The 19,564-nt window shown below is 67.2% G+C and carries 16 protein-coding genes and 2 pseudogenes; 14 read left to right on the forward strand and 4 right to left on the reverse strand.

Going from position 1 to position 19,564, the window contains the following annotated elements; translation table 11 throughout:
- Positions 1-122 precede the first annotated feature (122 nt).
- From Q0741_RS21445 to Q0741_RS21485, 9 genes are all read left to right on the forward strand, one after another.
- On the forward strand, positions 123-1,442 hold the full coding sequence (locus tag Q0741_RS21445; RefSeq protein WP_298235222.1) for a Rieske 2Fe-2S domain-containing protein: 1,320 nt from the start codon (positions 123-125) through the stop codon (positions 1,440-1,442).
- A gap of 90 nt (positions 1,443-1,532) precedes the next feature.
- On the forward strand, positions 1,533-2,525 hold the full coding sequence (locus tag Q0741_RS21450) for an ABC transporter substrate-binding protein (RefSeq protein WP_298235223.1): 993 nt from the start codon (positions 1,533-1,535) through the stop codon (positions 2,523-2,525).
- An 84-nt stretch (positions 2,526-2,609) separates the two neighbouring features.
- The gene (locus Q0741_RS21455; protein WP_298235224.1) at positions 2,610-3,590 is read left to right on the forward strand and encodes a tripartite tricarboxylate transporter substrate binding protein; all 981 of its coding nucleotides are present in this window, start codon (positions 2,610-2,612) and stop codon (positions 3,588-3,590) included.
- A gap of 25 nt (positions 3,591-3,615) precedes the next feature.
- Complete coding sequence (locus Q0741_RS21460; protein ID WP_298235225.1) at positions 3,616-4,344, forward strand: sulfite exporter TauE/SafE family protein; 729 nt, start codon at positions 3,616-3,618, stop codon at positions 4,342-4,344.
- Positions 4,345-4,354: 10 nt separating this feature from the next.
- Entirely contained in the window at positions 4,355-5,218 is an 864-nt protein-coding gene (gene nadC, locus Q0741_RS21465; protein WP_298235226.1) for a carboxylating nicotinate-nucleotide diphosphorylase, read from the forward strand.
- Positions 5,219-5,236: 18 nt separating this feature from the next.
- Positions 5,237-6,211, forward strand: coding sequence for a PDR/VanB family oxidoreductase (locus tag Q0741_RS21470; RefSeq protein ID WP_298235227.1), 975 nt, complete (start codon positions 5,237-5,239; stop codon positions 6,209-6,211).
- Entirely contained in the window at positions 6,208-7,410 is a 1,203-nt protein-coding gene (locus tag Q0741_RS21475) for a Gfo/Idh/MocA family oxidoreductase (protein ID WP_298235228.1), read from the forward strand. Before Q0741_RS21470 ends, Q0741_RS21475 begins: the two co-directional genes overlap by 4 nt.
- 29 nt (positions 7,411-7,439) lie before the next feature.
- Positions 7,440-7,946, forward strand: a complete 507-nt coding sequence (locus tag Q0741_RS21480) for a MarR family transcriptional regulator (protein WP_298235245.1) — start codon at positions 7,440-7,442, stop codon at positions 7,944-7,946.
- Positions 7,947-8,075: 129 nt separating this feature from the next.
- Complete coding sequence (locus tag Q0741_RS21485) at positions 8,076-8,804, forward strand: GntR family transcriptional regulator (RefSeq protein ID WP_298235229.1); 729 nt, start codon at positions 8,076-8,078, stop codon at positions 8,802-8,804.
- Positions 8,805-8,889: 85 nt separating this feature from the next.
- Here Q0741_RS21485 and Q0741_RS21490 read toward each other — a convergent pair.
- Positions 8,890-9,229: pseudogene (locus Q0741_RS21490) on the reverse strand (hypothetical protein); the annotation flags it as partial.
- A 149-nt stretch (positions 9,230-9,378) separates the two neighbouring features.
- On the opposite strand from Q0741_RS21490, the gene Q0741_RS21495 reads away from it, so the two are divergent.
- Positions 9,379-10,416 (forward strand): tripartite tricarboxylate transporter substrate binding protein, encoded by a 1,038-nt coding sequence (locus tag Q0741_RS21495; protein ID WP_298235230.1) that lies wholly within the window; start codon positions 9,379-9,381, stop codon positions 10,414-10,416.
- Positions 10,417-10,428: 12 nt separating this feature from the next.
- Complete coding sequence (locus Q0741_RS21500) at positions 10,429-11,616, forward strand: hypothetical protein (protein WP_298235231.1); 1,188 nt, start codon at positions 10,429-10,431, stop codon at positions 11,614-11,616.
- A 286-nt stretch (positions 11,617-11,902) separates the two neighbouring features.
- Here the strand turns inward: Q0741_RS21500 and Q0741_RS21505 are convergent.
- Positions 11,903-12,139 (reverse strand): annotated as a pseudogene (locus Q0741_RS21505) (helix-turn-helix domain-containing protein); the annotation flags it as partial.
- A gap of 254 nt (positions 12,140-12,393) precedes the next feature.
- On the opposite strand from Q0741_RS21505, the gene Q0741_RS21510 reads away from it, so the two are divergent.
- Entirely contained in the window at positions 12,394-13,563 is a 1,170-nt protein-coding gene (locus Q0741_RS21510) for a diguanylate cyclase (RefSeq protein ID WP_298235232.1), read from the forward strand.
- A 1,390-nt stretch (positions 13,564-14,953) separates the two neighbouring features.
- Here the strand turns inward: Q0741_RS21510 and Q0741_RS21515 are convergent.
- On the reverse strand, positions 14,954-15,982 hold the full coding sequence (locus tag Q0741_RS21515; protein ID WP_298235233.1) for a ParB/RepB/Spo0J family partition protein: 1,029 nt from the start codon (positions 15,980-15,982) through the stop codon (positions 14,954-14,956).
- Positions 15,979-17,175, reverse strand: coding sequence for a ParA family protein (locus Q0741_RS21520; protein WP_298235234.1), 1,197 nt, complete (start codon positions 17,173-17,175; stop codon positions 15,979-15,981). Before Q0741_RS21520 ends, Q0741_RS21515 begins: the two co-directional genes overlap by 4 nt.
- Before the next feature lie 539 nt (positions 17,176-17,714).
- On the opposite strand from Q0741_RS21520, the gene Q0741_RS21525 reads away from it, so the two are divergent.
- Together Q0741_RS21525 and Q0741_RS21530 are read left to right on the forward strand one after the other, a co-directional pair.
- Positions 17,715-19,004 carry a replication initiation protein gene (locus Q0741_RS21525; protein WP_298235235.1) on the forward strand — a complete coding sequence of 430 codons (1,290 nt, stop codon included), beginning with the start codon at positions 17,715-17,717 and terminating at the stop codon, positions 19,002-19,004.
- Between the two features lie 287 nt (positions 19,005-19,291).
- Positions 19,292-19,552 carry a hypothetical protein gene (locus Q0741_RS21530; RefSeq protein ID WP_298235236.1) on the forward strand — a complete coding sequence of 87 codons (261 nt, stop codon included), beginning with the start codon at positions 19,292-19,294 and terminating at the stop codon, positions 19,550-19,552.
- Positions 19,553-19,564 lie beyond the last annotated feature (12 nt).

The raw sequence follows: 19,564 nt of genomic DNA on the forward strand, positions 1-19,564 counted from the left end.
TCCGGCAGGGCTGCAAACGCTCCGTCCTTGATCTAGACTAAGCTTAGTCGCCTAAACATTTGCTCTGGATCAATAGTGCATCACCTGGGCATTCGGCCTTTTTTTGACTTAGGAGCCTATTCATGTTGACCCGCGAAGAGAACGAACTGCTGTGCCGCGTCGAGGGTGACGCGCCCATGGGCCAGCTCATGCGCCGGCACTGGACGCCGGTGTGCCTGATCGAGGAGGTGGCCGAGGCCGACGGCACGCCCGTGAAGGCCCGCGTGTTCGGCGAGGACCTGGTGGTGTTTCGCGACAGCGACGGCCGCGTGGGCGTGATGGACGAGTACTGCCCGCACCGCCGCGCCTCGCTCGTGTACGGCCGCAACGAGGAGGGCGGCCTGCGCTGCCTCTACCACGGCTGGAAGATGGACGTCGAGGGCAACGTGCTGGAGATGGTGTCGGAGCCGGCGGCCAGCGGCATGGCCGAGAAGGTCAAGCACAAGGCCTATCCGGTCAAGGAATGGGGCGGGATGGTCTGGACGTACATGGGGCCGCAGGACGCGGTGCCCGAGTTCGTGCCGCCGCGCTGGGCGCCTACGGCGGAGGCCCGGGTGTCGATCGCCAAGGCCATCCTGCCGTGCAACTGGGCGCAGATCCTCGAAGGCGCGATCGACTCGGCGCACAGCTCCAGCCTGCACAGCTCGGACATGGTGCCCGCGCGCGTGGACGGCGCCAAGGCCACGGCCAACGCCTGGCTGCGCCCCTCCACCGACAAGGCGCCGCGCCTGCAGGTGCAGCGCGGCGAGTACGGTTTCCGCTACGCCGCCATCCGTCGCCCGATCAAGGATGCCGCCACGCACGACTACGTGCGCTCCACGGTGTTCGTGGCGCCGGCCACCGCGCTGATCCCGCCCAACAACCTCTACAACGTCGCCAACATCAACGTGCCCTGCGACGACACGAGCACGGCCTTCTACTTCATCGCCTGGGGCCATCCGTCGCAAACGCCCGAGACCGAAACCTGGCGCAAGTTCCTGCGCCAGACGGTGGGTGTCGACCTTGATCAGTACTACCGGCCGCTGCGCAACCAGGACAACCGCTTCTGGCAGGACCGCCAGGCAATGAAGGCGGGCAACTTCACCGGCATCACCGGCTTCCCCAACCAGGACGTGGCGATGTGGATCACGATGGGCCCCATCGCCGACCGCACCAACGACCGGCTGGGCGCCAGCGACCTGGCCATCGTCGAGTTCCGCAAGCAGATGCTCGATGCGGTGCGCGCCTTCCAGAGCGGCGAAACCGCGATCGGCACCGGCGACAAGGCCATCCCCCAGGAGGTGTGCGCCTACCAGGCGATCGTGCCCAAGACCACCGACTGGCGCAGCTTCGATGTGGCCTACGTCTGGCCCGATGGCCACGAGCATCCCGAGCTGGAACCGTCCTACTCCGTGAAGGCCTGAGCGCCCAGCCCAGCCCTGCCCTGCATCCACCGCACCTGGCCGGACGCCCGCCGCGTCCGGCCAAGGCCCTCCCTGCAACCTGATTTCCTCATGTCCAAGCTTCAACTCTCCGTCGCCATGGGCGACTACGACCGCACCCGCGCGCTGTTCGACGGCCGCGTGCAGATCGACGGGGTGGATCCGGTCTACATGCTGCTCAGCCCGGAGGAGATGTTCTTTCGCGCCATGCGCAGCCAGGACTTCGACATCACCGAGCTGAGCTTCTCCAGTTACCTGGTCAAGCACTCCAAGGGCGAGTGTCCCTACATCGCGGTGCCGGTGTTCCTGTCGCGGGCCTTCCGCCACACCTCGATCTACGTGCGCAAGGACCGCATCCGGCGGCCCGAGGACCTCAAGGGCCGCCGCGTGGGCCTGCCCGAGTACCAGCTCACGGCCAACGTCTGGGCCCGCTCGATCCTGCAGGACGACTTCGGCGTCGCGCCCGAGGACGTGACCTGGGTGCGCGGCGGCATCGACATGCCCGGCCGTCCGGAGAAGATCAAGCTGCAGCTGCCTCCCGGCGTGCGCATCGAGGAGGCGCCCGCGGGCACGACCATCTCCGAGCTGCTGGACCAGGGCGAGATCGACGGCTTCATCGGCCCGCGCCCGCCCAGCGCGCACATCCTCAAGCGCAACCCGAACATCGGCTGGCTCTTCGACGACCCGACCGCGGTGGCCAAGGACTACTACCGGCGCACGGGCGTGTTCCCGATCATGCACGTGGTGGGCATCCGCAAGGAGCTGGCCGCCGCGCATCCCTGGCTGCCGGGCGCCGTGTTCAAGGCCTTCACGCAGTCCAAGGCCGCCGCGCTGGAGCTGCTGTCGGACACCTCCGCCACCAAGGTCACGCTGCCCTTCGTGGAGGAGCAACTCAAGGCCGCGCGCGAGACCATGGGCGAGGACTACTGGTCCTACGGCGTGGCGCCGGCACGCAAGACGCTGGAGACCTTCGTGCGCCACCACCACGCGCAGGGCCTGTCCGCCCGGCTGATGGCGGTGGAAGAGATCTTCCATCCGTCCACCTACGAGAGCTACAGCATCTGAGCCCGACCTCGCCGAGCCCATGGCACGGCGCCCGAGGCAGCCGCATCTTTCCTTGCCCGCGGCTGCCCTTCCAAGGAGTTCCTCATGAGACGCATGTTTTGCCGGAAGTTGGCGGGTACCGCCGTGGCCTTCCTGGCCTGCACGGCGCTGTCGCCGGTGCTGGCACAGCCCTTCCCCTCCAAGCCGATCCGGCTGATCGTGCCCTACTCGCCTGGCGGGCTGCCCGACACGGTGGCACGCGCCCTGTCGGTGCATCTGGGCAAGGCACTGGGCCAGACGGTGTTCGTGGAGAACAAGCCGGGCGCCGGCGGATCGATCTCCGCCTCCGTCATCACGCAGTCGCCCGCCGACGGATACAACCTGCTGCTGACCGACGGACCGCTGTTGACGATCTCGCCGTTGATCAACAAGAGCGTCACCTACAACGTCCAGAAGGACTTTGCACCAGTGTCGCTCGTGGGCAAGGCGCCGTTGTTCCTGGCCGTCAACGCCGGGGTGCCGGCCAAGACGCTGGACGAGCTCATCGCGTTGGCCAAGGCCAAGCCGGGCAAGCTCAACTACGGCTCCTCGGGCATCGGTGGCATCCACCACCTCACGGCCGAGGCGATGAAGGAAGCGCTGGGCCTGGACATCGCCCACATCCCCTTCAAGGGCAGCGCCAACTCGATCCCCGCCATGATCGGCGGCGAAGTGGACATGGCCTTCGCGTCGCCGCCCTCGCTGATGGGCTTCGTCAAGTCGGACAAGGCCCGGCTGATCGCCATCAACTCGCTCAAGCGCTCGCCGCTGGCGCCTGACGTGCCGACGCTGGCCGAGAAGGCGCCCGGCTTCGACTTCGCCTTCAACGTGGCGGTGCTGGCCCGCGCGGGCACGCCCAAGGACATCACGGACCGCATCGCGGCCGAGATCGCCAAGATCGTGAAGCAGCCGGAGGTCGTCGAGCAGCTGCAGGCCGCCGGCGTCGATCCGGTGGGCGGCTCGGCCGAGCAGCTGGCCAGCGCGCTCAAGAGCGAAGGCGAGCGCCTGACGGCAGCGGCCAAGCGCGCCAACCTCAGGCCCGAATAAGCACGGGCATGAGAAAGCACGCGCCATGACGGGGCCGGAGATGGCGACGGCTGCAGCGGTGTTCCTGGCCGGCGGCATGGTCAAGGGCACGCTGGGCATCGGGCTGCCGCTGGTGGCCGTGCCGCTGCTGTCGCTGTTCATGCCGGCCACGCAGGCCATCGCCCTGGTGGCGATGCCGGTGCTGGTGTCCAACGCCTGGCAGGCCTTCGACAGCGGTGACGTGCAGGGCCTGCGCCGCTTCCTGCCGCTCATCGCCACGCAGCTCGTGGCCACGCTGCTGACGGTGCCCATGACGCTGGCGCTGTCGCCGCGCACGCTCAACGCCGTGCTGGGCGCGGTCGTGCTGCTGGCCGTGGTGCTGCTGTGCCTGCCCCTGCGCCTGCACGTGCCTCCCGCGCGCGAGCGCTGGTGGAGCGCCGGCATCGGCGCGCTCTCGGGCGCGATGGGCGGCGTGTCCTCGCTCACGGGGCCGCTGATCATCAGCTACCTGACGAGCCTGCGGCTGCCGCGCGAGGCCTTCATCGGCAGCATCAGCCTGATCTACCTGGGCTCGTCCATCCCGCTCTACGCCTCGATGGCCGCGCATGGACGCCTCGGTGGCGCGGACCTCGCGCTGTCCACGCTGGCACTGGCACCCGTGGCCTGCGGCCTCACGCTGGGCAAGCGGTTGCGCCTGCACCTCAGCGAGGTCTGGTTCCGGCGCGTGCTGCTGGCCTTCCTGGCGGCGGTGGCCGTGACGCTGGCCCTGAAATAGGAATACGCACATGTTTGAAGCCAACGAAACCCTTGAAGCGGCACTGGCGCGCAACGTGCGCGATGCGCTGATGGAAGACATCGGCCGCTGCGACTGGACCGCGCAGCTCGTGCCCGCGGGCCAGCGCGTGCGGGCGCAGGTCGCGGCCAAGGAAGGCGCGGTGATTGCCGGCCGCCCCTGGTTCGACGCCTGCGTCAAGGCACTCGACCCCGCGGCCCGGCTGGACTGGACGGCGCAGGAAGGGCAGCGCGTGGAGCGCGGCACGGTGGTGGTGAGCATCGAGGCCGACGCGCGCGCGTTGCTCTCGGCCGAGCGCCCGGCGCTGAACTTCCTGCAGACGCTCTCGGCCGTGGCCACCGTCACGCGCCAGTACGTGGAGGCCATCCAGGGCCTGTCGCCCAACCCGCGCGGCTGCAAGGTGCTGGACACGCGCAAGACGCTGCCCGGGCTGCGCCAGGCGCAGAAGTACGCCGTGCGCGTGGGCGGCGGCCACAACCACCGCATGGCGCTGTGGGACGGCATCCTGATCAAGGAGAACCACATCGCCGCGGCCGGCGGCATCCGCCCCGCGCTGGAAGCCGCCTTCGCGCTCAACGCCGGCGTGGACGTGCAGATCGAGGTGGAAAGCCTGGACGAGCTGCGGCAGGCGCTGGAGGCGGGCGCGAGGAACGTGCTGCTGGACGACTTCAGCTTCGAGCACATGGAAAAAGCTTGCGCGCTCAACGCCGGGCGCGCGGTGCTGGAGGTCTCCGGCGGCGTGGACCTGGACTCCATCCGCCGCATCGCCGCCACCGGCGTGGACCGCATCTCCAGCGGCAAGCTCACCAAGGACGTGCGGGCGGTGGACCTGTCCCTGCGCGTCCTCACCGCCTGATTCGCCAAGGACCCGATCATGACCGCCATCCAGACCCACGCCGACACGCAGATGCCGTTGCGCATCGCCCGCATCATCGATGCCGCCGAGGGCATCCGCAGCTTCGAGCTGGTGCAGCCCGATGGCTCCGAGCTGCCGGCCTTCACGCCGGGCTCGCACGTCAAGGTGCAGGTGCCCAACGGGCTGCTGCGCAAGTACTCGCTGTGCAACGACCCGGCCGAGCGCCACCGCTACGTCATCACCGTCAAGCGCGACGCCCAGGGCCAGGGCGGTTCCATGAGCCTGTGCGACGAGGCCAAGGAAGGCGACACGCTGCCCACCTCGCTGCCGGACAACGCCTTCCCGCTGGTCGAGGACGCCAAGCGCCACATCTTCATTGCCGGCGGCATCGGCATCACGCCCATCCTGTCGATGATCCGCAGCTTCGGCGAACTGCCCCCGGCGCCGTGGAAGCTCTACTACCTCAGCCGCTCGGCCGAGAGCACGGCGTTCCTGGAGGAGCTGAGCGCGCCCGAGTACAAGGGCAAGGTCGTGATCCACCATGACCATGGCGATCCGGACAACTCGCTGGACCTGTGGCCGGTGCTGGAGCGGCCCACCCCCGGCACCCACGTCTACTGCTGCGGCCCGCGCGGCCTGATGGACGCGGTGCGCGACATGGCCGGGCACTGGTCGGGCAAGAACGTGCACTTCGAGAGCTTCAACGAGGGCGGCGGCGTGCGCCCCGACGACCAGCCCTTCGCCGTCACGGTAGCCAAGACCGGGCAGCGCTTCGAGGTGCCCGTGGGCCAGACGATCCTGTCGGTGCTGCGCGACCACGGCTGCAACGTGCCCTCCTCCTGCGAGAGCGGCACCTGCGGCACCTGCCGCACCAAGCTGGTCTCCGGCGAGGCGGACCACCGCGACATGGTGCTGATGCCCGAGGAGATGGAGAGCCAGATCATGATCTGCGTCTCCCGCGCCAAGGGCGGCGAGCTGGTGATCGACCTGTGAGCACGCAACCGAAGCGCAAGCTGCGCCTGGGGGTGGCCGGCCTGGGACGCGCCTTCTCGCTGATGCTGCCCACCTTCCTGGCCGACGACCGCATCGAGCTGGCCGCGGCCTGCGACCCGCGCGAGGCTGCGCGCCAGCAGTTCGCGCAGGACTTCCAGGCCCCGGTGTTCGAGGACATCGAGGCCCTGGCGGCGCAGCCGGGCCTGGATGCCCTCTACATCGCCAGCCCGCACCAGTTCCATGCGGCACACACCCGTGTCGCCGCGGCGCACGGCAAGCACGTGCTGGTCGAGAAGCCCATGGCCATCACGCTGTCCGAATGCGACGACATGGTGCAGGCCTGCGCCGCGGCCGGCGTGCACCTGATCGTCGGCCACTGCCACAGCTTCGACACGCCTTACCTGATCGCGCGGAAGATGATCGAGGCTGGCGAGCTGGGCCGCGTGCGCATGATCCAGGCGCTGAACTACACGGACTTCCTCTACCGGCCGCGCCGGCCCGAGGAACTGCAGACCGAGGCCGGCGGCGGCGTGGTGTTCAGCCAGGCGGCGCACCAGGTGGACGTCGTGCGGCTGCTGGCGGGCAGCCGCGCCACGCGGGTTCGCGCCGTGATGGGCCAGTGGGATCCGGCGCGGCCCACCGAGGGCGCCTACACCGCCCTGCTGTGGTTCGAGGACGGCGCCTTTGCCAGCCTCAACTACAGCGGCTATGGACGTTTCGACAGCGACGAGTGGTGCGGCTGGACCGGCGAGATGGGCAGCCCGAAGGACGCGCAAGCCTATGGCCAGGCTCGGCGCCGGCTCGCCAGCGTGGCATCCGCCGAGGACGAGGCGCAGCTCAAGGCCGCCGGCACTTACGGCGGCCCCGCGTGGAAACCGGCGGCGCCCGGCACCGCGGCACCGGCGCACCAGCATTTCGGGCCGGTGATCGTGAGCTGCGAGCACGGTGACCTGCGTCCCCTGCCCGATGCGGTGTGGGTCTATGGCGACCACCGTCGCGAACGCATCGAGCTGCCAGCCCCGGCGGTGCCGCGCTTCGAGGTGATCGACGAGCTGGTGGACGCGGTGCTGCACGGCACCAAGCCGCTGCACGACGGTCCCTGGGCTCGGGCCACGCTGGAGATCTGCCTGGCACTGCTGAGCTCCGCCCGGGAAGGCCGCGACGTGGAACTGCGGCATCAGGTGGCTTTGCGAGAATGAAAGCATCCTCCACGCCCGCTGTCGCTGCCGTGCCCAAAGCTTCCGCCTCCAGAGACACCGAAGCCGCCAGCCGCATCCTGCGCCATTGGCGCGAGGGCGTGCCGCACGACCGCATGGCGCACCTGGTCAAGGACGCCACGCGCTCGTTTCTGCGCACGCTGCAGCAGCGGCTGGCGCGCCATGGCGTGGCGCTGGGGCACTGGACCTTCCTGCGCATCCTTTGGGAGCGCGACGGCCTGACCAAGCGCGAGCTCAGCATCGAGGCCGGCGTGGCCGAACCGACCACGTTCACGGCACTGCGCGCCATGGAGGCCCTGGGCTACGTCCGCCTGGAGCAGCGGCCCGACAACCGCAAGAACGTCTACGTGTTTCTCACGCCGCAAGGGCGCAAGCTCAAGCGGCAACTCGTTCCACTGGCCGAAGAGGTGAACGCCATCGCAACGCGGGGCGTGTCCGAGGCCGACGTGGCCACCACGCGGCGGGTGCTGCTGGCCATGATCGACAACCTGGCGCAAGACGAAGCGGAGTCCTTGTAGAGACCGCCGGGAACAGCCGCCGCTCAGCTGACCCCACGCGCCGAAGCCCGTGCGGGGCTGGCCTCTCCAATGCATGCACCACTGCCATGGCGCTAATGAACCCACCTGTCGGAGGGCGATAATGCGTGCATGGCATCTCAAATCGAACGGGTCACTGCGGAGCTGCGGCGCCGGATCCTCGGCGGCGTGCTGCAGCCGGGCGAACGCGTCCTGGAAGTCCAGTGCTCGGCCGAGCTGGGCGTGTCGCGCACGCCGTTGCGCCTGGCGCTCGGTGAACTCGAAAAAGAGGGGCTGCTGGAGCGGCTGCCCCGCAGGGGCTTCCGGGTCCGGCAGGTGACGCTGGATGAAGTTGCCATGGCGATCGATGTCCGGGGCACGCTCGAGGGCATGGCGGTACGCCTGCTGGCCGAGCAAGGCGCGTTGCCGCAGACGCTGGCCGAGCTGCGCGACTGCATCCAGCAGGGCCGCGAGATCGTGAAGGCGGGCGCCGGTACAAGGGACGCGTTGGACACGGCGAGCTGGGCGACGGTGAATGCACGTTTCCACCGGCTCCTGATCCAGGCAGCGGGCAACCCGGTGCTGATCTCGACGCTGGAACATGTTGCCAAGACACCTTTGGCCGGACCGGGTGTGCTGGGTACCAGCGGCCAGCTGTCCATTGAATTGCCGTTCCTGCAAAGGGCGCAGTTCGACCACGAGGACATCGTCCAGGCCATCGAGGCCCGGGAGGGCGCGAGGGCCGAGGCCCTGATGCGCGAGCATGCGCGGCGCAGCCGTGACAACAAGCGCATCCTGGTCAATGCCATGAAAGGCACCCAGTGGGCCGCTGACGCGGTGCCGCAGCCCATGCTGGCGTGACCCGCGCAGCGCGCGCAGGCCCGATACCCGTTCAGCTTCGAGAGTGAAATAAACCCCGTTCGCCCCGAGCTTGTCGAAGGGCTCAGCTCGAACGGGTTACTTCACTTCCAAGAACAATGGAATGAGCGGCCTGCCGCGCCAAGCCAGGCCGGTCGGCCGCGGTTGGCCGGGTGGTCGTTGCACAGGCTACCACCGCCGGTATTCACGGCCAACCGGCCGACGCCGGCGATGAGCTGCCCGTCGGCCACGAACTGGCCGCCCTGCCCTTTCTCGCAGAACCCCAGGTCCTCCCGTTGCAGCAGCACCGTGATGGTGAAGCTGTCGTAAATGGAGGCGTAGCGGATGTCCGCGGGCCGCATGCAGGCTTCCTCGAAGGCGGCCCGGCCCGACCACGCCACGGCGGTGCAGCTCATATCGACCTTGCCCGGGCCGGAGTACGGCTGCCATGACGCTGTACCGCTCAAGCCTGCGAAATGCATGCAAAAAATGACGATGATGTTGATGTATCGCAAAACTTGATCAACAATGCATGCATTGATGCATGACATCAGGCGCACAGCACAGGAGACAGCAAGTGAAGGACAACAAGCCGCGCGGCAGTGCGCAAGAGCAGCTGCTTGGTACGCGTTCACGCCGGACTTTCGTCAAGAACCTCGCTATGGCCTTGCTGGGCACCGGCGCGGTCATGCCGGCGGGATGGGCGGCCGAGAGCTACCCGAGCAAGCCCATCAGGCTGATCGTGCCTTTCCCCGCGGGCGGTGGCGGCGACACGCTGGCGAGGCTGGTGATGACCAGGGTCGCCAAGGAACTGGGCCAGACGATCGTCATCGAGAACATCGCCGGCGCCGGCGGCAACGTGGGTTCCCAAGCCGCGACCAGGGCGCCGAACGACGGCTATACCCTGCTCTACGGCACCAACGGTACTTTCGCGATCAACCACGCGCTCTACAAGCGCACCGGCTTCGATCCTTTGCACGACTTCGAGCCGGTTTCGGGACTTTCCAAGATCGCGGCGCTGGTGACCGTGCGGCCTGAAATGAACGTGTCGACATTTCAGGAATTGCTGGCACTGCTGAAATCCAAGCCCGGCAAGTACACCTACGCTTCGGCCGGCAACGGCACCACCTCGCATCTGGCGACCGAGCTGTTGAAGTCGTCCGCGGGCGTGTCGATGGTGCATGTGCCGTACCGCGGCGGGGCACCGGCCATCACCGACCTGCTCGGCGGCCAGGTCGACGTGATGATCGACGTGATGCCCAACACCGGGCCCCAGGTCCAGTCGGGACGTTTGCGGGCACTGGCCGTCAGTACGGCGCAGCGCCTGCCCAACATGCCCAACGTTCCCACGATTGCCGAATCCGGCGTACCCGGCTTCGACGTCAGCGCCTGGGACGGGATTTTCGTGCCCAAAGGTACGCCCGCACCCATCGTGGCCAAGCTCCAGGCGGCGATCCGCAAGGTGCTGACCGATCAGGAGACGCGACAGCAACTGCTGGAGCGGGGTGCGGTGGCGGCGCCCACCACGCCCGAGGAAATGAGCCGTTTCGTCAAGGCCGAGATCGACAGGTGGGGGGCCGTGGTCAAGCGCTCCGGGGCCACCATCGAAAGCTGACCCAGTTGACTCATGAAGAACATCACGACCATGCACCAGTCCAAGCCTGACGATTCCATTGCCTACGTCGGAATGCCGACGCCGGTGCGCGCCTCCCTGACGGAAACCAAGCACTGGTTCCAGGCGATGGAGCAGTTCACGCGCGTCTTCGCGATCCGTCCCGGAGAAAAGGTGCTGATGCTCACCGACCCGCTGCTGGACCCGCGGGTGGTGGATGCCGTGACCGGCATCGCGCGCGCGCGCGGTGCCACCGTCACCCAGTACATGGCCGCCGACACCCGGCTGCCAGGGGTCCCGGAGGAGGTCAAGCCCCTGGTTCAAAGCGCGGACTTCGTTGTCTCGACCTGGTTTTGCTCGATCGAGGACCCGTTCAACGTCGCGATGCGCAAGCGCGGCCAGCGCTGGGTGAAGATCACCTACTTCCGCGACCTGGACCTGCTGCATACGCCGCAAGCGCGCTTCCCTGTCGAGCTGGTGGGCGAAATCATCCGCGCCACGGAGCGGCGTTTCCCCAAGGGGCGTGACTTCGAACTTCGATTCACCGATCAGCGCGGCTCCGACCTCGTCATTTACTACACGAAGGAAATGCGCGAGGCGATGTTCAAGGGCAACCGCTGGTGCGGCAAGATGTTTGCCGACGAGCCGGGTTGCTATGTGCACTACCTCCCGACCCATGGCCCGAATTTCTGGGACAGCACCGCCAACGGCAACGATCCCGATGCCCCGGTAATGATCGAAGGCGTGCTGTGCCCGCAATGGGCGGTTGGCTTCGAGCGGCCCTTCGAGGAGATCATCCGCTTCACGTTCAAGAACAAGCTGGTCACGCAGGTGCAAGGCGAAAGCCGCGATGCCGAGATACTGCGGGAAATGTGCCTGGGATCGAAGCTCATCGAGGGCGGCGGTTGCGGCTTCAACCCGAAGGCCCCGCGCTATACGGTGTATCCCGCCGGCTCCAACGCGCCCGGCGCGCTGCATTTCGGTATCGATCTGCCCAAGGCGAGCGATTACATCCGCAAGGTCTTGCCTGATTGGGAAGAGCCTCCCATCCATCAGGACCTGATCGGCCTGGACATGACGGTCACGGCCGGTGGCGAGCCCATCATTGAAAACGGGTTCCTCGTTGCGCTGCGCGACCCGGCCGTGGTCGAGATGGCAAAGCGCTATGGCGATCCGGTGGAACTGCTGGAAGCTGGCCTCTGAACCACAAGCGGGGGCAAGAGTTCAGTGAACTTGCCCCTGTTTCCCGTAGTTCTTGGCGCTCGCTCCATGCGGCGCTCTTGTCGCGGTTGCCCCCCGCCCACGCCACTGCCACAACCGTAGGCCTGGCTACGCCGTTTCCCTCCAACCCAGCGCAGGATCAGCACCGGCACACCGTGCTCAGGGCGTGATTGGCGATCATCTCCGGCAAAGCCTTTTCGGGCTCTCCCGCAAACGGCGCTGTAAAGAGCACGCAGGCGTCGTGGATGACGGTGAAGTGCGAACCCATTCAGTCGTGGCCCCGCCCCAGGCGCTGCGCATCGATGCGGGCCTTGTAGGCCATGAGGTCCTGGTAGCGCACGCGCCGGTGGGTGCCGACCTTGTGAAACGGGATGTCGCCCTGCTCCAGCAGCCGCACGAGGTATGGCCGCGAGACGCCCAGCATGTCGGCCGCCTCCTGCGAGGTGAGCTCGGCATGGATCGGGATGATGCCCACCGCGTTGCCCGAGCCGATCTCGGTGAGCACAGCCAACCAGCTGAGGGCAGCGGGTGGCTGGCGATGGGGGTATGCACGGTGGTTTCCGGAAGGCTTCAAGCCTGGCGGCAGTGGACCACTGCACCGGGGTGCCCTCAATAAACGAAATATTCGAAACGAAGTTCAGGAGATTGAGCCACGGGCCAGACCCCTCATCAATAGCGATATGGCGATGTCCCGTGTTGGACTGCACAAAAGGCGCGAACGACGGTCAAGCCTGCCCCTTGTCGGTCGAAACGATAGCCATGCTGCATCTCGATCCTTCGACCATCCTGGTCACCAATGCGCTGTACGCGCTGGCGCTGTTGATGGTGGTGTTGACGACGCGGGTCGGGCTGGGCCCGGCCGCGCGCGGCTTGGAGTTCTGGCTCGCTGGGGACATCCTGCTGTTGGTTGGGACGTCCCTGCCGATGCTGGCCGGCACGTTCGTAGATGCAGGGCCCTTCCAGCGCCTCCCCGAAACGCTGGCTTCGGCGCTTATGGTCATCGGCGTGACGCTGCACTTGTTGGCCGTCCGGTGTCATCAACGTCCCGGCTGCTCCCCAATCACGGCACTGAGCATGGCCGGTGCACTGGGCGTGATGTTCGCGATGGTTTGTGGGGTGCTCGGGGAAGTCGCTCGGCCTTTGACTTTGCAGCACGGGGTACTGATCGTGCTGGATCTACTGACCTTTGCGTCGCTGCTTCGAGCCCGGCGCTTTTGGGGCGTTCGCCTGGTCATGGGTGCCTTGTTAGTGGCCTGTGCGTTCAATTTGTCGGAGCTGTCGTCCAGTGCGCAGGTATCGCAGCAGGCATCGCAAGGGCTTGTCTTTGGCATGCTGATGATGTTGCTGGCCACGTCGGCGTTCGTCCTGTGGCTGCAGGAGGAGTTGCGCGAGCATCTGACGCTGACGGCAGTGACGGACGCGCTCACCGGTACGCTCAACCGCCACGGCCTGTTACCGCAGCTCCAGCGCGAACTTGCCCGCGCGGTGCGCTGCGGCGCACCTGTGTCGGTGGCGCTGTGCGACCTGGACCACTTCAAACGTATCAACGACCGCCATGGGCACGCCGCTGGCGACGACGTGCTGAAACGCTTCACGCAGCGCTCGCGCACCTTGTTGCGCGCGGGAGATTTGCTCGGCCGCTGGGGCGGCGAGGAGTTCTTGTTTGTGATGCCGGACACGGCTTGTGCAGAAGCCGTGCGCGTGGTCAAGCGGCTGCGGCAGTCATTGGCCCGTGCGGATGACGACGGTGTGCCGCGTGTGACCTTCAGTGCCGGCGTGGCCTGCGCAGGCGACGACGACGGGGGTTACGACCTTGACGACTTGCTGGCCCGTGCGGACGCCCGGCTGTACGTTGCCAAGGAAACGAGAGACCGGATTGTGGGGATGCAGATCCGTGCAACGCCGCAGAACGACGAGCTCTGGGCTTGAATGGCGGGCGACACGGTAATTGGCCCCCCGCGTTGTCTCACCTGGTTGGCTACCGGGCAGGTTTCGGTCTGCCTGCTCGCCTCACGTCACTTGCCTCCGGCCGGAAGGTCCGGTCGGCCAAGGCGTTCTGGTAGCAGTCATGGCCTTCAGTCATGGAGCGGATACGGCGCCTCTTCGCAGGCTCCTTGGCGCGATGGTGTCGCGCACGTGTGCTGGGCAGCGTAGCGGAAGCCGGGGCAGCAGCGGGCCCGGGCGCTGGATTTAGGTCAGTGATAAGGGCACTAATCCAAGGGCGGTTTTTGAAGGCCAATTCCTGCCTTTCAGGGCATGGTGGAGGCCTTGCGAGAAGCGACAAGGACTTGCGAGCGGGGCGGCAGTGGCCCTGCCGCTTCGACGCACGGCATCCGGATTGGGCTCGCCCAGACGGCGGGGCCAACCACGGCGCGGGTGAGCCTCGCTGTAGACACGCGCGGCCCCCACATGCGCCTGGGTCAGGAACGGAAAGGAGTCCTGCAGGCGTGGCAGGTCGTGCAGCGACGTCCTGTGCGATCTGGCTTGTTGCAGCATCGGGGCGCGCATCGACAAGCGGATCTTTGTGCCGATGGACATCGGACGGTGCAAGACGGTCTTGCAGCGCGCGCGACACCACGCGCAACACCGCCAGTCCAACAGCCGGCACAGCCGTTTCCCGGGCACATCTCGCTGCTTGGCCGCAAGATGTTCCGAGTTTCGGTCGAGGCTGATCTGCATGCGTCGGCCATCCACACGGACCGTCCTCTCGCGCCCAGCCCAAGCCTTGGTGCGGGCGGCGTGGTGCAAGACGGTCTTGCAGGACGGCCGACAGCATGGACAGCGGCCTCTCCCTAAGGCCGGACCGGACGCCAGCGTGGATGCTGCGGTGCAAGACCGTCTTGCACCCTGCGGGACACGGCGCACAGCGCCGACGGATCAACGGCTGGAGCAGGCACTCCTTGACGGCGTCGCACTGCTTGGTCGGCAGCTTCGACGGTTGTGACTCCAGCTCGGCACCCACCCGTCTGCCGTTGATGAGCCTCGTCACTCGGCACCTCGGATGGGGCCGGCCTGGGTGCCAGGGTGCAAGACCGTCTTGCACCCGGTCTTGCGGCGTCTGCCCGACCGTCATCCTTGCAGGTGGTGGGGATGCTCTTCGAGAGCACTCCGTCGCTCGGCCGGCAGCCGGGCGCAGGCCCAAGCGGGCTCGACGCGCAGCCGTTTGTCATCCTGGCGGGTCGCTCCCTGGCGCCTTGGCGCAAGTACCAACTCGTGCCTTCCGGGGTGCAAGACGGTCTTGCACCACTGTTTCAATGCCTATCCAGGGGAGCTTTGCGCCAGGCAAGGCGCGGTGCTGCGGCAGCGCCGTTGCCGCTTGTCAACCGACGAACTGGCGCAGCACCTGTTCGAACGCTTCCCAGCGTTCGGCCGGCAACAACGCCGGGTCCAGCTCGATGACGACGTGCCTGCCGTCATTGCGGATTGCGGCATGCCGCCCTTCCCTGAGTGCAAGCTGGCGCTCCTGCGTGCAAGACCGTCTTGCACCCCGCCCCTCCTGGGCACCGATCAGCGCCTTGAACACCGCGGCCGCCGGGAGCCGCTCGGCGCGCAGCTCCCGGGCCCGTGCCTTCACGCCCACGGAGTCGCGCTGGCACACGTCGGACAGCGCCTTGGCCCAGCGAAACTGGATGTCGTTGGGTGACGGGAAAGCGTCGAGCACGGCCTGGGGCAGCTCGGCGATGCGCACCGCCTCGCTCACGTCCGTGGAGCCGCGGCCGATGTCCGCCGCCAGTGCCCGCATCGACGGGAACAGACCCTCCGCCAGCGCCCGCCGGTACATCTGTCCCTGTTCGTAGGGCGAGAGGTTCTTGCGGTGGCGGTTCTCGCGCTCCATGTGAGCGAACAGCTCCCGGTCGCCCAGCGGCTTGATGACGGCCAGCACCGGCAGGCCCAGGTCGAGGCAGGCGCGGTGGCGGCGGTGCCCAAACACCAGCTCGTAGCGTTCGCCCTCGCCTTCCATCGGCCGCACCATGATCGGCTGCACGTTGCCACCGGCGTCCTGGATCTCGGCCTTGAGTGCCAGGAACTCCTGGTCCGAGAACGACGCGTCGGCGCGGTTGGCCCAGCGGCTCGGCACGATGCGCGCCGCATCCAACAGCTGCGCGCCGCGGTCGCTCTCCAGCTCCTGCGTGCGGGCCTTGAGGGAGTCCACCTCGCGCTGGAGCTCGTCGGCCTTCCCGCGCAACGCATTCGTGTTGAAGATCGCCGCGGTGGTGTAGCCCACGCCGGTCTTGGCCGCGGGCTGCGGCGCCGCCGGCTCCGGAGCCGCCTCGGCCGTCTTTGGCCGCGCCTCGGGAATGACGAAGGCGATGTTCTCGCCCACCTTCTCGCGCCGCTTCGTGCTCATTGCGCGCTCCCCAGCCGCTCGGTTTGGTTCGACCAGAACATCTGCGCTTGGTCCTCGATGAGGTCCACCAAGCGGTCAAAGGCATCCGTGGCGCGTTTCAAGGTGCGGGCCGAGGGCGTGTTCTTGAGCTGGTCGTAGACCGTGCCGAACTCGGCCGAGCTGGCGATGGCCGCAGCAGTCTTGGGAATCTCGATCTGCAGCAGCTTGTCGGCGTAGGCCGCGCTGAGCCACTTCTTGACGAGGATCGCGCTGGCGTCGGTGCTCTCCACCTTGGTCAGCAGCACGTTCACGAAAGCGAAGCGCTTGGAACCACCACGCGCACGCACCAGCGTGCCGGTGAGGTCGCTGAACAGGTTCCAGAACTGCGCCGAGCTCGCGAAGTCCAGAGCCGAAGGCGGCAGCGGCATCACGATCCCGTCGGCCGCCATGAGCGCATTGATCGTGACGTAGGACAGCGAGGGCGGCGTGTCGACGATGATGAAGTCGTAGGTGTCCCGGGCGTTGTCCAGCGCCAGGTCCATCACGCGCCAAAACTCGAAGGCCTGGTCGCTCATCTGCCGCGCCGGCAACGCGAACTCCGCGCCAAACAGCACCGGCGCCGCGGCGATCAGGTCGATGCCGTCCCAGTACGTCGGTCGGATCGCATAGCCCACGTCGTCCTGGTCACCGTTGAACAGCGGCAGCAACGTGTCCTCGGGCGCCACCTCGGAGTCCGGCAGGATGCCGAAGAGAGTGGTCAGACTGCCCTGGGGATCGCAGTCGACCAGCAGCACCCGGTGGCCAGCCAGCGTGAGACCCTGCGCCAACGTCGCGGCGGTGGTCGTCTTGCTAACGCCGCCCTTGAAGTTGCCGATGCACAGCGTGCAGGCCGTGGCCAGGGGAGGGCGCATGTCGCCGCTGCGCGTGGCCCGCACCCACTGGCGCGCCTCAGCCAGCGAGAACTCGCGCCGGGCACCGCTGGGCGACAGAGTGCCCACAGGCAGATCGCCCTTCTTGATCCTGGCGTCGAACCGGTTGCGTCCCAGTCCCGAGAGCTCGGCCAGTTGCGAGGCCGTGAAGCGCGGCGCCTCCTTGCGCGAGGTCGGCGACAGCATCGTGCTGCGTACCTGCGACAGGATGGCCTGCACGCGCTCGGCCTGGACGTCGATGTCCTCCAGACTGAGGCCGGGTTGTTCAAGCAGCGTAGCGTTCAAGCTGGACCTCCTCGGAGTTTATTGATGATCCGAAAGATTGTAGGTGCTGACGTGATTTATCTAGTCTTGTTATGAATTCGGCGTCTGCGTCGCAGCGCAAGCTGCGCGTGCAGTGTTTTCGGCTTGAGAATTTCAGACTTTTTTCAAGCGCAGCTTCAGTTTTATTCAAGCCTTATTCAATACATTTAGGGCTGTGGATAACTCATTTTTCTCAATGTATGACAACGACTTACGAAATCAAGGTGTCCGCACTTTTGACTAAAGGCGTCCGCACAAATGACTCTCGCCGTCCGCACTTTTGACTCATCGCGTCCGCACTTTTGACTCACCCCCGAACCTGCACGAGGCCGCCGTTGTGGATAAGTCAACGGCTATCAGTGGCAACAGCAGGCCGGTTGGTCGTGGGATGCCCACTGCCTGAAGGCGTGCCGCAGGCTGGTAGGTGTCCGCACTTTTGACCCGTCACGCCGCAGTGCAGCGTGCACCACCCGGGTTTACGGCTTGTCCGGGAGGTTCCGGACATACATATACTGCCCGGCATGGACACGCCCCTGCCGTTGCCCGAGGCGCCGCAAGAGCGCAGCGACATCTATCGCAAGCCCGTGGCGACGCTGGCGATGATTCCTCTCAATGGCCGGCTCACGGCCGGGGGCCGCAAGCTCTACAACGTGATGGGCCGCGTGGCCCAGCGGCAGGGGGAGGTGGGCAAGCGTGGTTACCAGGCCAAGCTCAAGGTGCTGCTGCGGGTGCTGGACAAGGGCAGCAACGAGGCGGGCATCATGCGCCGCTACCTCACCGAGATGATGTCCACGCGCTGCGAGTGGCGCCCGCTCAAGGCGGGCGAAGGATTGCCCGGCGAGCACCCTGACGACGTTTCGCTCAGCGAGGTCCGCATCTTTCCTCTGCTGGCCGAGGTCCGCTGCTACCAGCGCGGGCGCGAGAACTGGGTGACCTGGTTCTACCCGCCGACGATCGAGGAGCAGATCCTCAACCCACGGCTGTACGCGCAGATCAACCTCACGACCATGGCCCGGCTGGGCACGCACGCCGCGGTGGCGTTGTACGAGGTCTGCGTGCGCTACCAGGGAGCGGGGCGCACGCTGCGCAAGCCGTGGAACTGGTGGGTTCCGGTGCTGCGCGGGCACGAGGTGACGGGCGACCGCGAGTACCGCAAGTTCAAGAGCGAACTGCTCAAGCCGGCTCTCGCACAGATCAACGAGCACACCGAGATCGAGATCGAGCTCATCGAGCACCGTGAGGGCGGGGCGGTCGTGGACCTGCAGTTCACGGTTCGCCCCAAGCCCGACTTCAAGCTGGACCAGGGCGACATCGAGCCGGTGGACCTGACGCCGGTGGAGCAGGCGCTGGCGCTGGGCATCCGCGAACTGGACTACGACGCGCTGGTGGACCGCTATGGCGAAGCGCCGGTGCTGCGCGCGCTGGACGTGGTGGCCAGGCAGTTGCGGCAGGAGCCCGGCACCAACGCGCTGGCTCACTTGAAGTGGGTGTTGGAAGGCGTGGCAGGGGAGGGCGCCCGCAAGGCTGCCAAGCGTCGCTCATCGGCGCCGGCCCAGGCAGCTGCAGCACCAGCGCCGGTGCCCAGCGTGCCTGTACCCGATCCGGCCCAGGAGCTGGAGCGCGAGCAGTTGCGCCGCGACTTCGAGGCGTTGCCGACCGAGCAGCAGAAGCAGTGGCTGCAGCGGCTGCGCGACGAGGTGGTGGACAAGGGCGTGGCCACCCCCGCGCTGCTGCGTCGCATCGCGGACGGCGACTGGAAGTCGCCCGTGGTGCTGGCTCGGCTGGAGAAGTATTTCGCGTCGCACCGCTGACGGGGACGGCGGGCCTCGGCGGCGCTGCAGCGCGACGAAGCTGAAGGCCGTGCTCGATGCGGGGGCCCGGGCTCGCGCCAGGCTGCCTCGGTCGTTCGGGCGGCGAGCAACTCGCTGAACGTCCAGCGGGGCAGGGCCGCGCCGGGACGCGTGACCATCAGGCGGCCAGCGAAGCCCATCTTTCTTGAACCGTTGCGATGCGGGTCGCCACTCAGCCGTGCTTGATCGATGCGGCAAGTCACACCGGTCGCATCGCCAGACCACTGCAACGCCTCAAGGAGTTGGCCATGGACACGAAAGCGAAGCTGTGCGCGCTGGGCCTGGCGCTGATGATGGTGGCTGCGGCGGCAGGCACGGGTTGGGCGCTGCAACTGCCATTGACAGCCACCGTTGACCTCGGCCCTGCGCAGGCCCCGCGCGTCGCCACGCCGGCCGAGACACCGCTCCCGTCCTGGCCGCGGCCTGCCTTGAAGCTGGATGAGGACGCATCGGTACACACCGATTCTGCCGCCCGCGCTTCTACGGGACGAATCGACCGGGCACCCTGACAGGGCTGGTCC

The organism is uncultured Azohydromonas sp. (genome assembly GCF_937926365.1).
Taxonomy (GTDB): Bacteria; Pseudomonadota; Gammaproteobacteria; order Burkholderiales; family Burkholderiaceae_C; genus Azohydromonas.

Excerpts from the sequence above, each read along its gene's own strand:
- nadC (WP_298235226.1), top strand. The coding sequence starts at position 4,355 with ATGTTTGAAGCCAACGAAACCCTTGAAGCGGCACTGGCGCGCAACGTG.
- Q0741_RS21455 (WP_298235224.1), top strand. The coding sequence starts at position 2,610 with ATGAGACGCATGTTTTGCCGGAAGTTGGCGGGTACCGCCGTGGCCTTC.
- Q0741_RS21525 (WP_298235235.1), top strand. The coding sequence starts at position 17,715 with ATGGACACGCCCCTGCCGTTGCCCGAGGCGCCGCAAGAGCGCAGCGAC.
- Q0741_RS21515 (WP_298235233.1), bottom strand. The coding sequence starts at position 15,982 with ATGAGCACGAAGCGGCGCGAGAAGGTGGGCGAGAACATCGCCTTCGTC.
- Q0741_RS21485 (WP_298235229.1), top strand. The coding sequence starts at position 8,076 with ATGGCATCTCAAATCGAACGGGTCACTGCGGAGCTGCGGCGCCGGATC.
- Q0741_RS21460 (WP_298235225.1), top strand. The coding sequence starts at position 3,616 with ATGACGGGGCCGGAGATGGCGACGGCTGCAGCGGTGTTCCTGGCCGGC.
- Q0741_RS21470 (WP_298235227.1), top strand. The coding sequence starts at position 5,237 with ATGACCGCCATCCAGACCCACGCCGACACGCAGATGCCGTTGCGCATC.
- Q0741_RS21500 (WP_298235231.1), top strand. The coding sequence starts at position 10,429 with ATGAAGAACATCACGACCATGCACCAGTCCAAGCCTGACGATTCCATT.
- Q0741_RS21530 (WP_298235236.1), top strand. The coding sequence starts at position 19,292 with ATGGACACGAAAGCGAAGCTGTGCGCGCTGGGCCTGGCGCTGATGATG.
- Q0741_RS21510 (WP_298235232.1), top strand. The coding sequence starts at position 12,394 with ATGCTGCATCTCGATCCTTCGACCATCCTGGTCACCAATGCGCTGTAC.
- Q0741_RS21445 (WP_298235222.1), top strand. The coding sequence starts at position 123 with ATGTTGACCCGCGAAGAGAACGAACTGCTGTGCCGCGTCGAGGGTGAC.
- Q0741_RS21450 (WP_298235223.1), top strand. The coding sequence starts at position 1,533 with ATGTCCAAGCTTCAACTCTCCGTCGCCATGGGCGACTACGACCGCACC.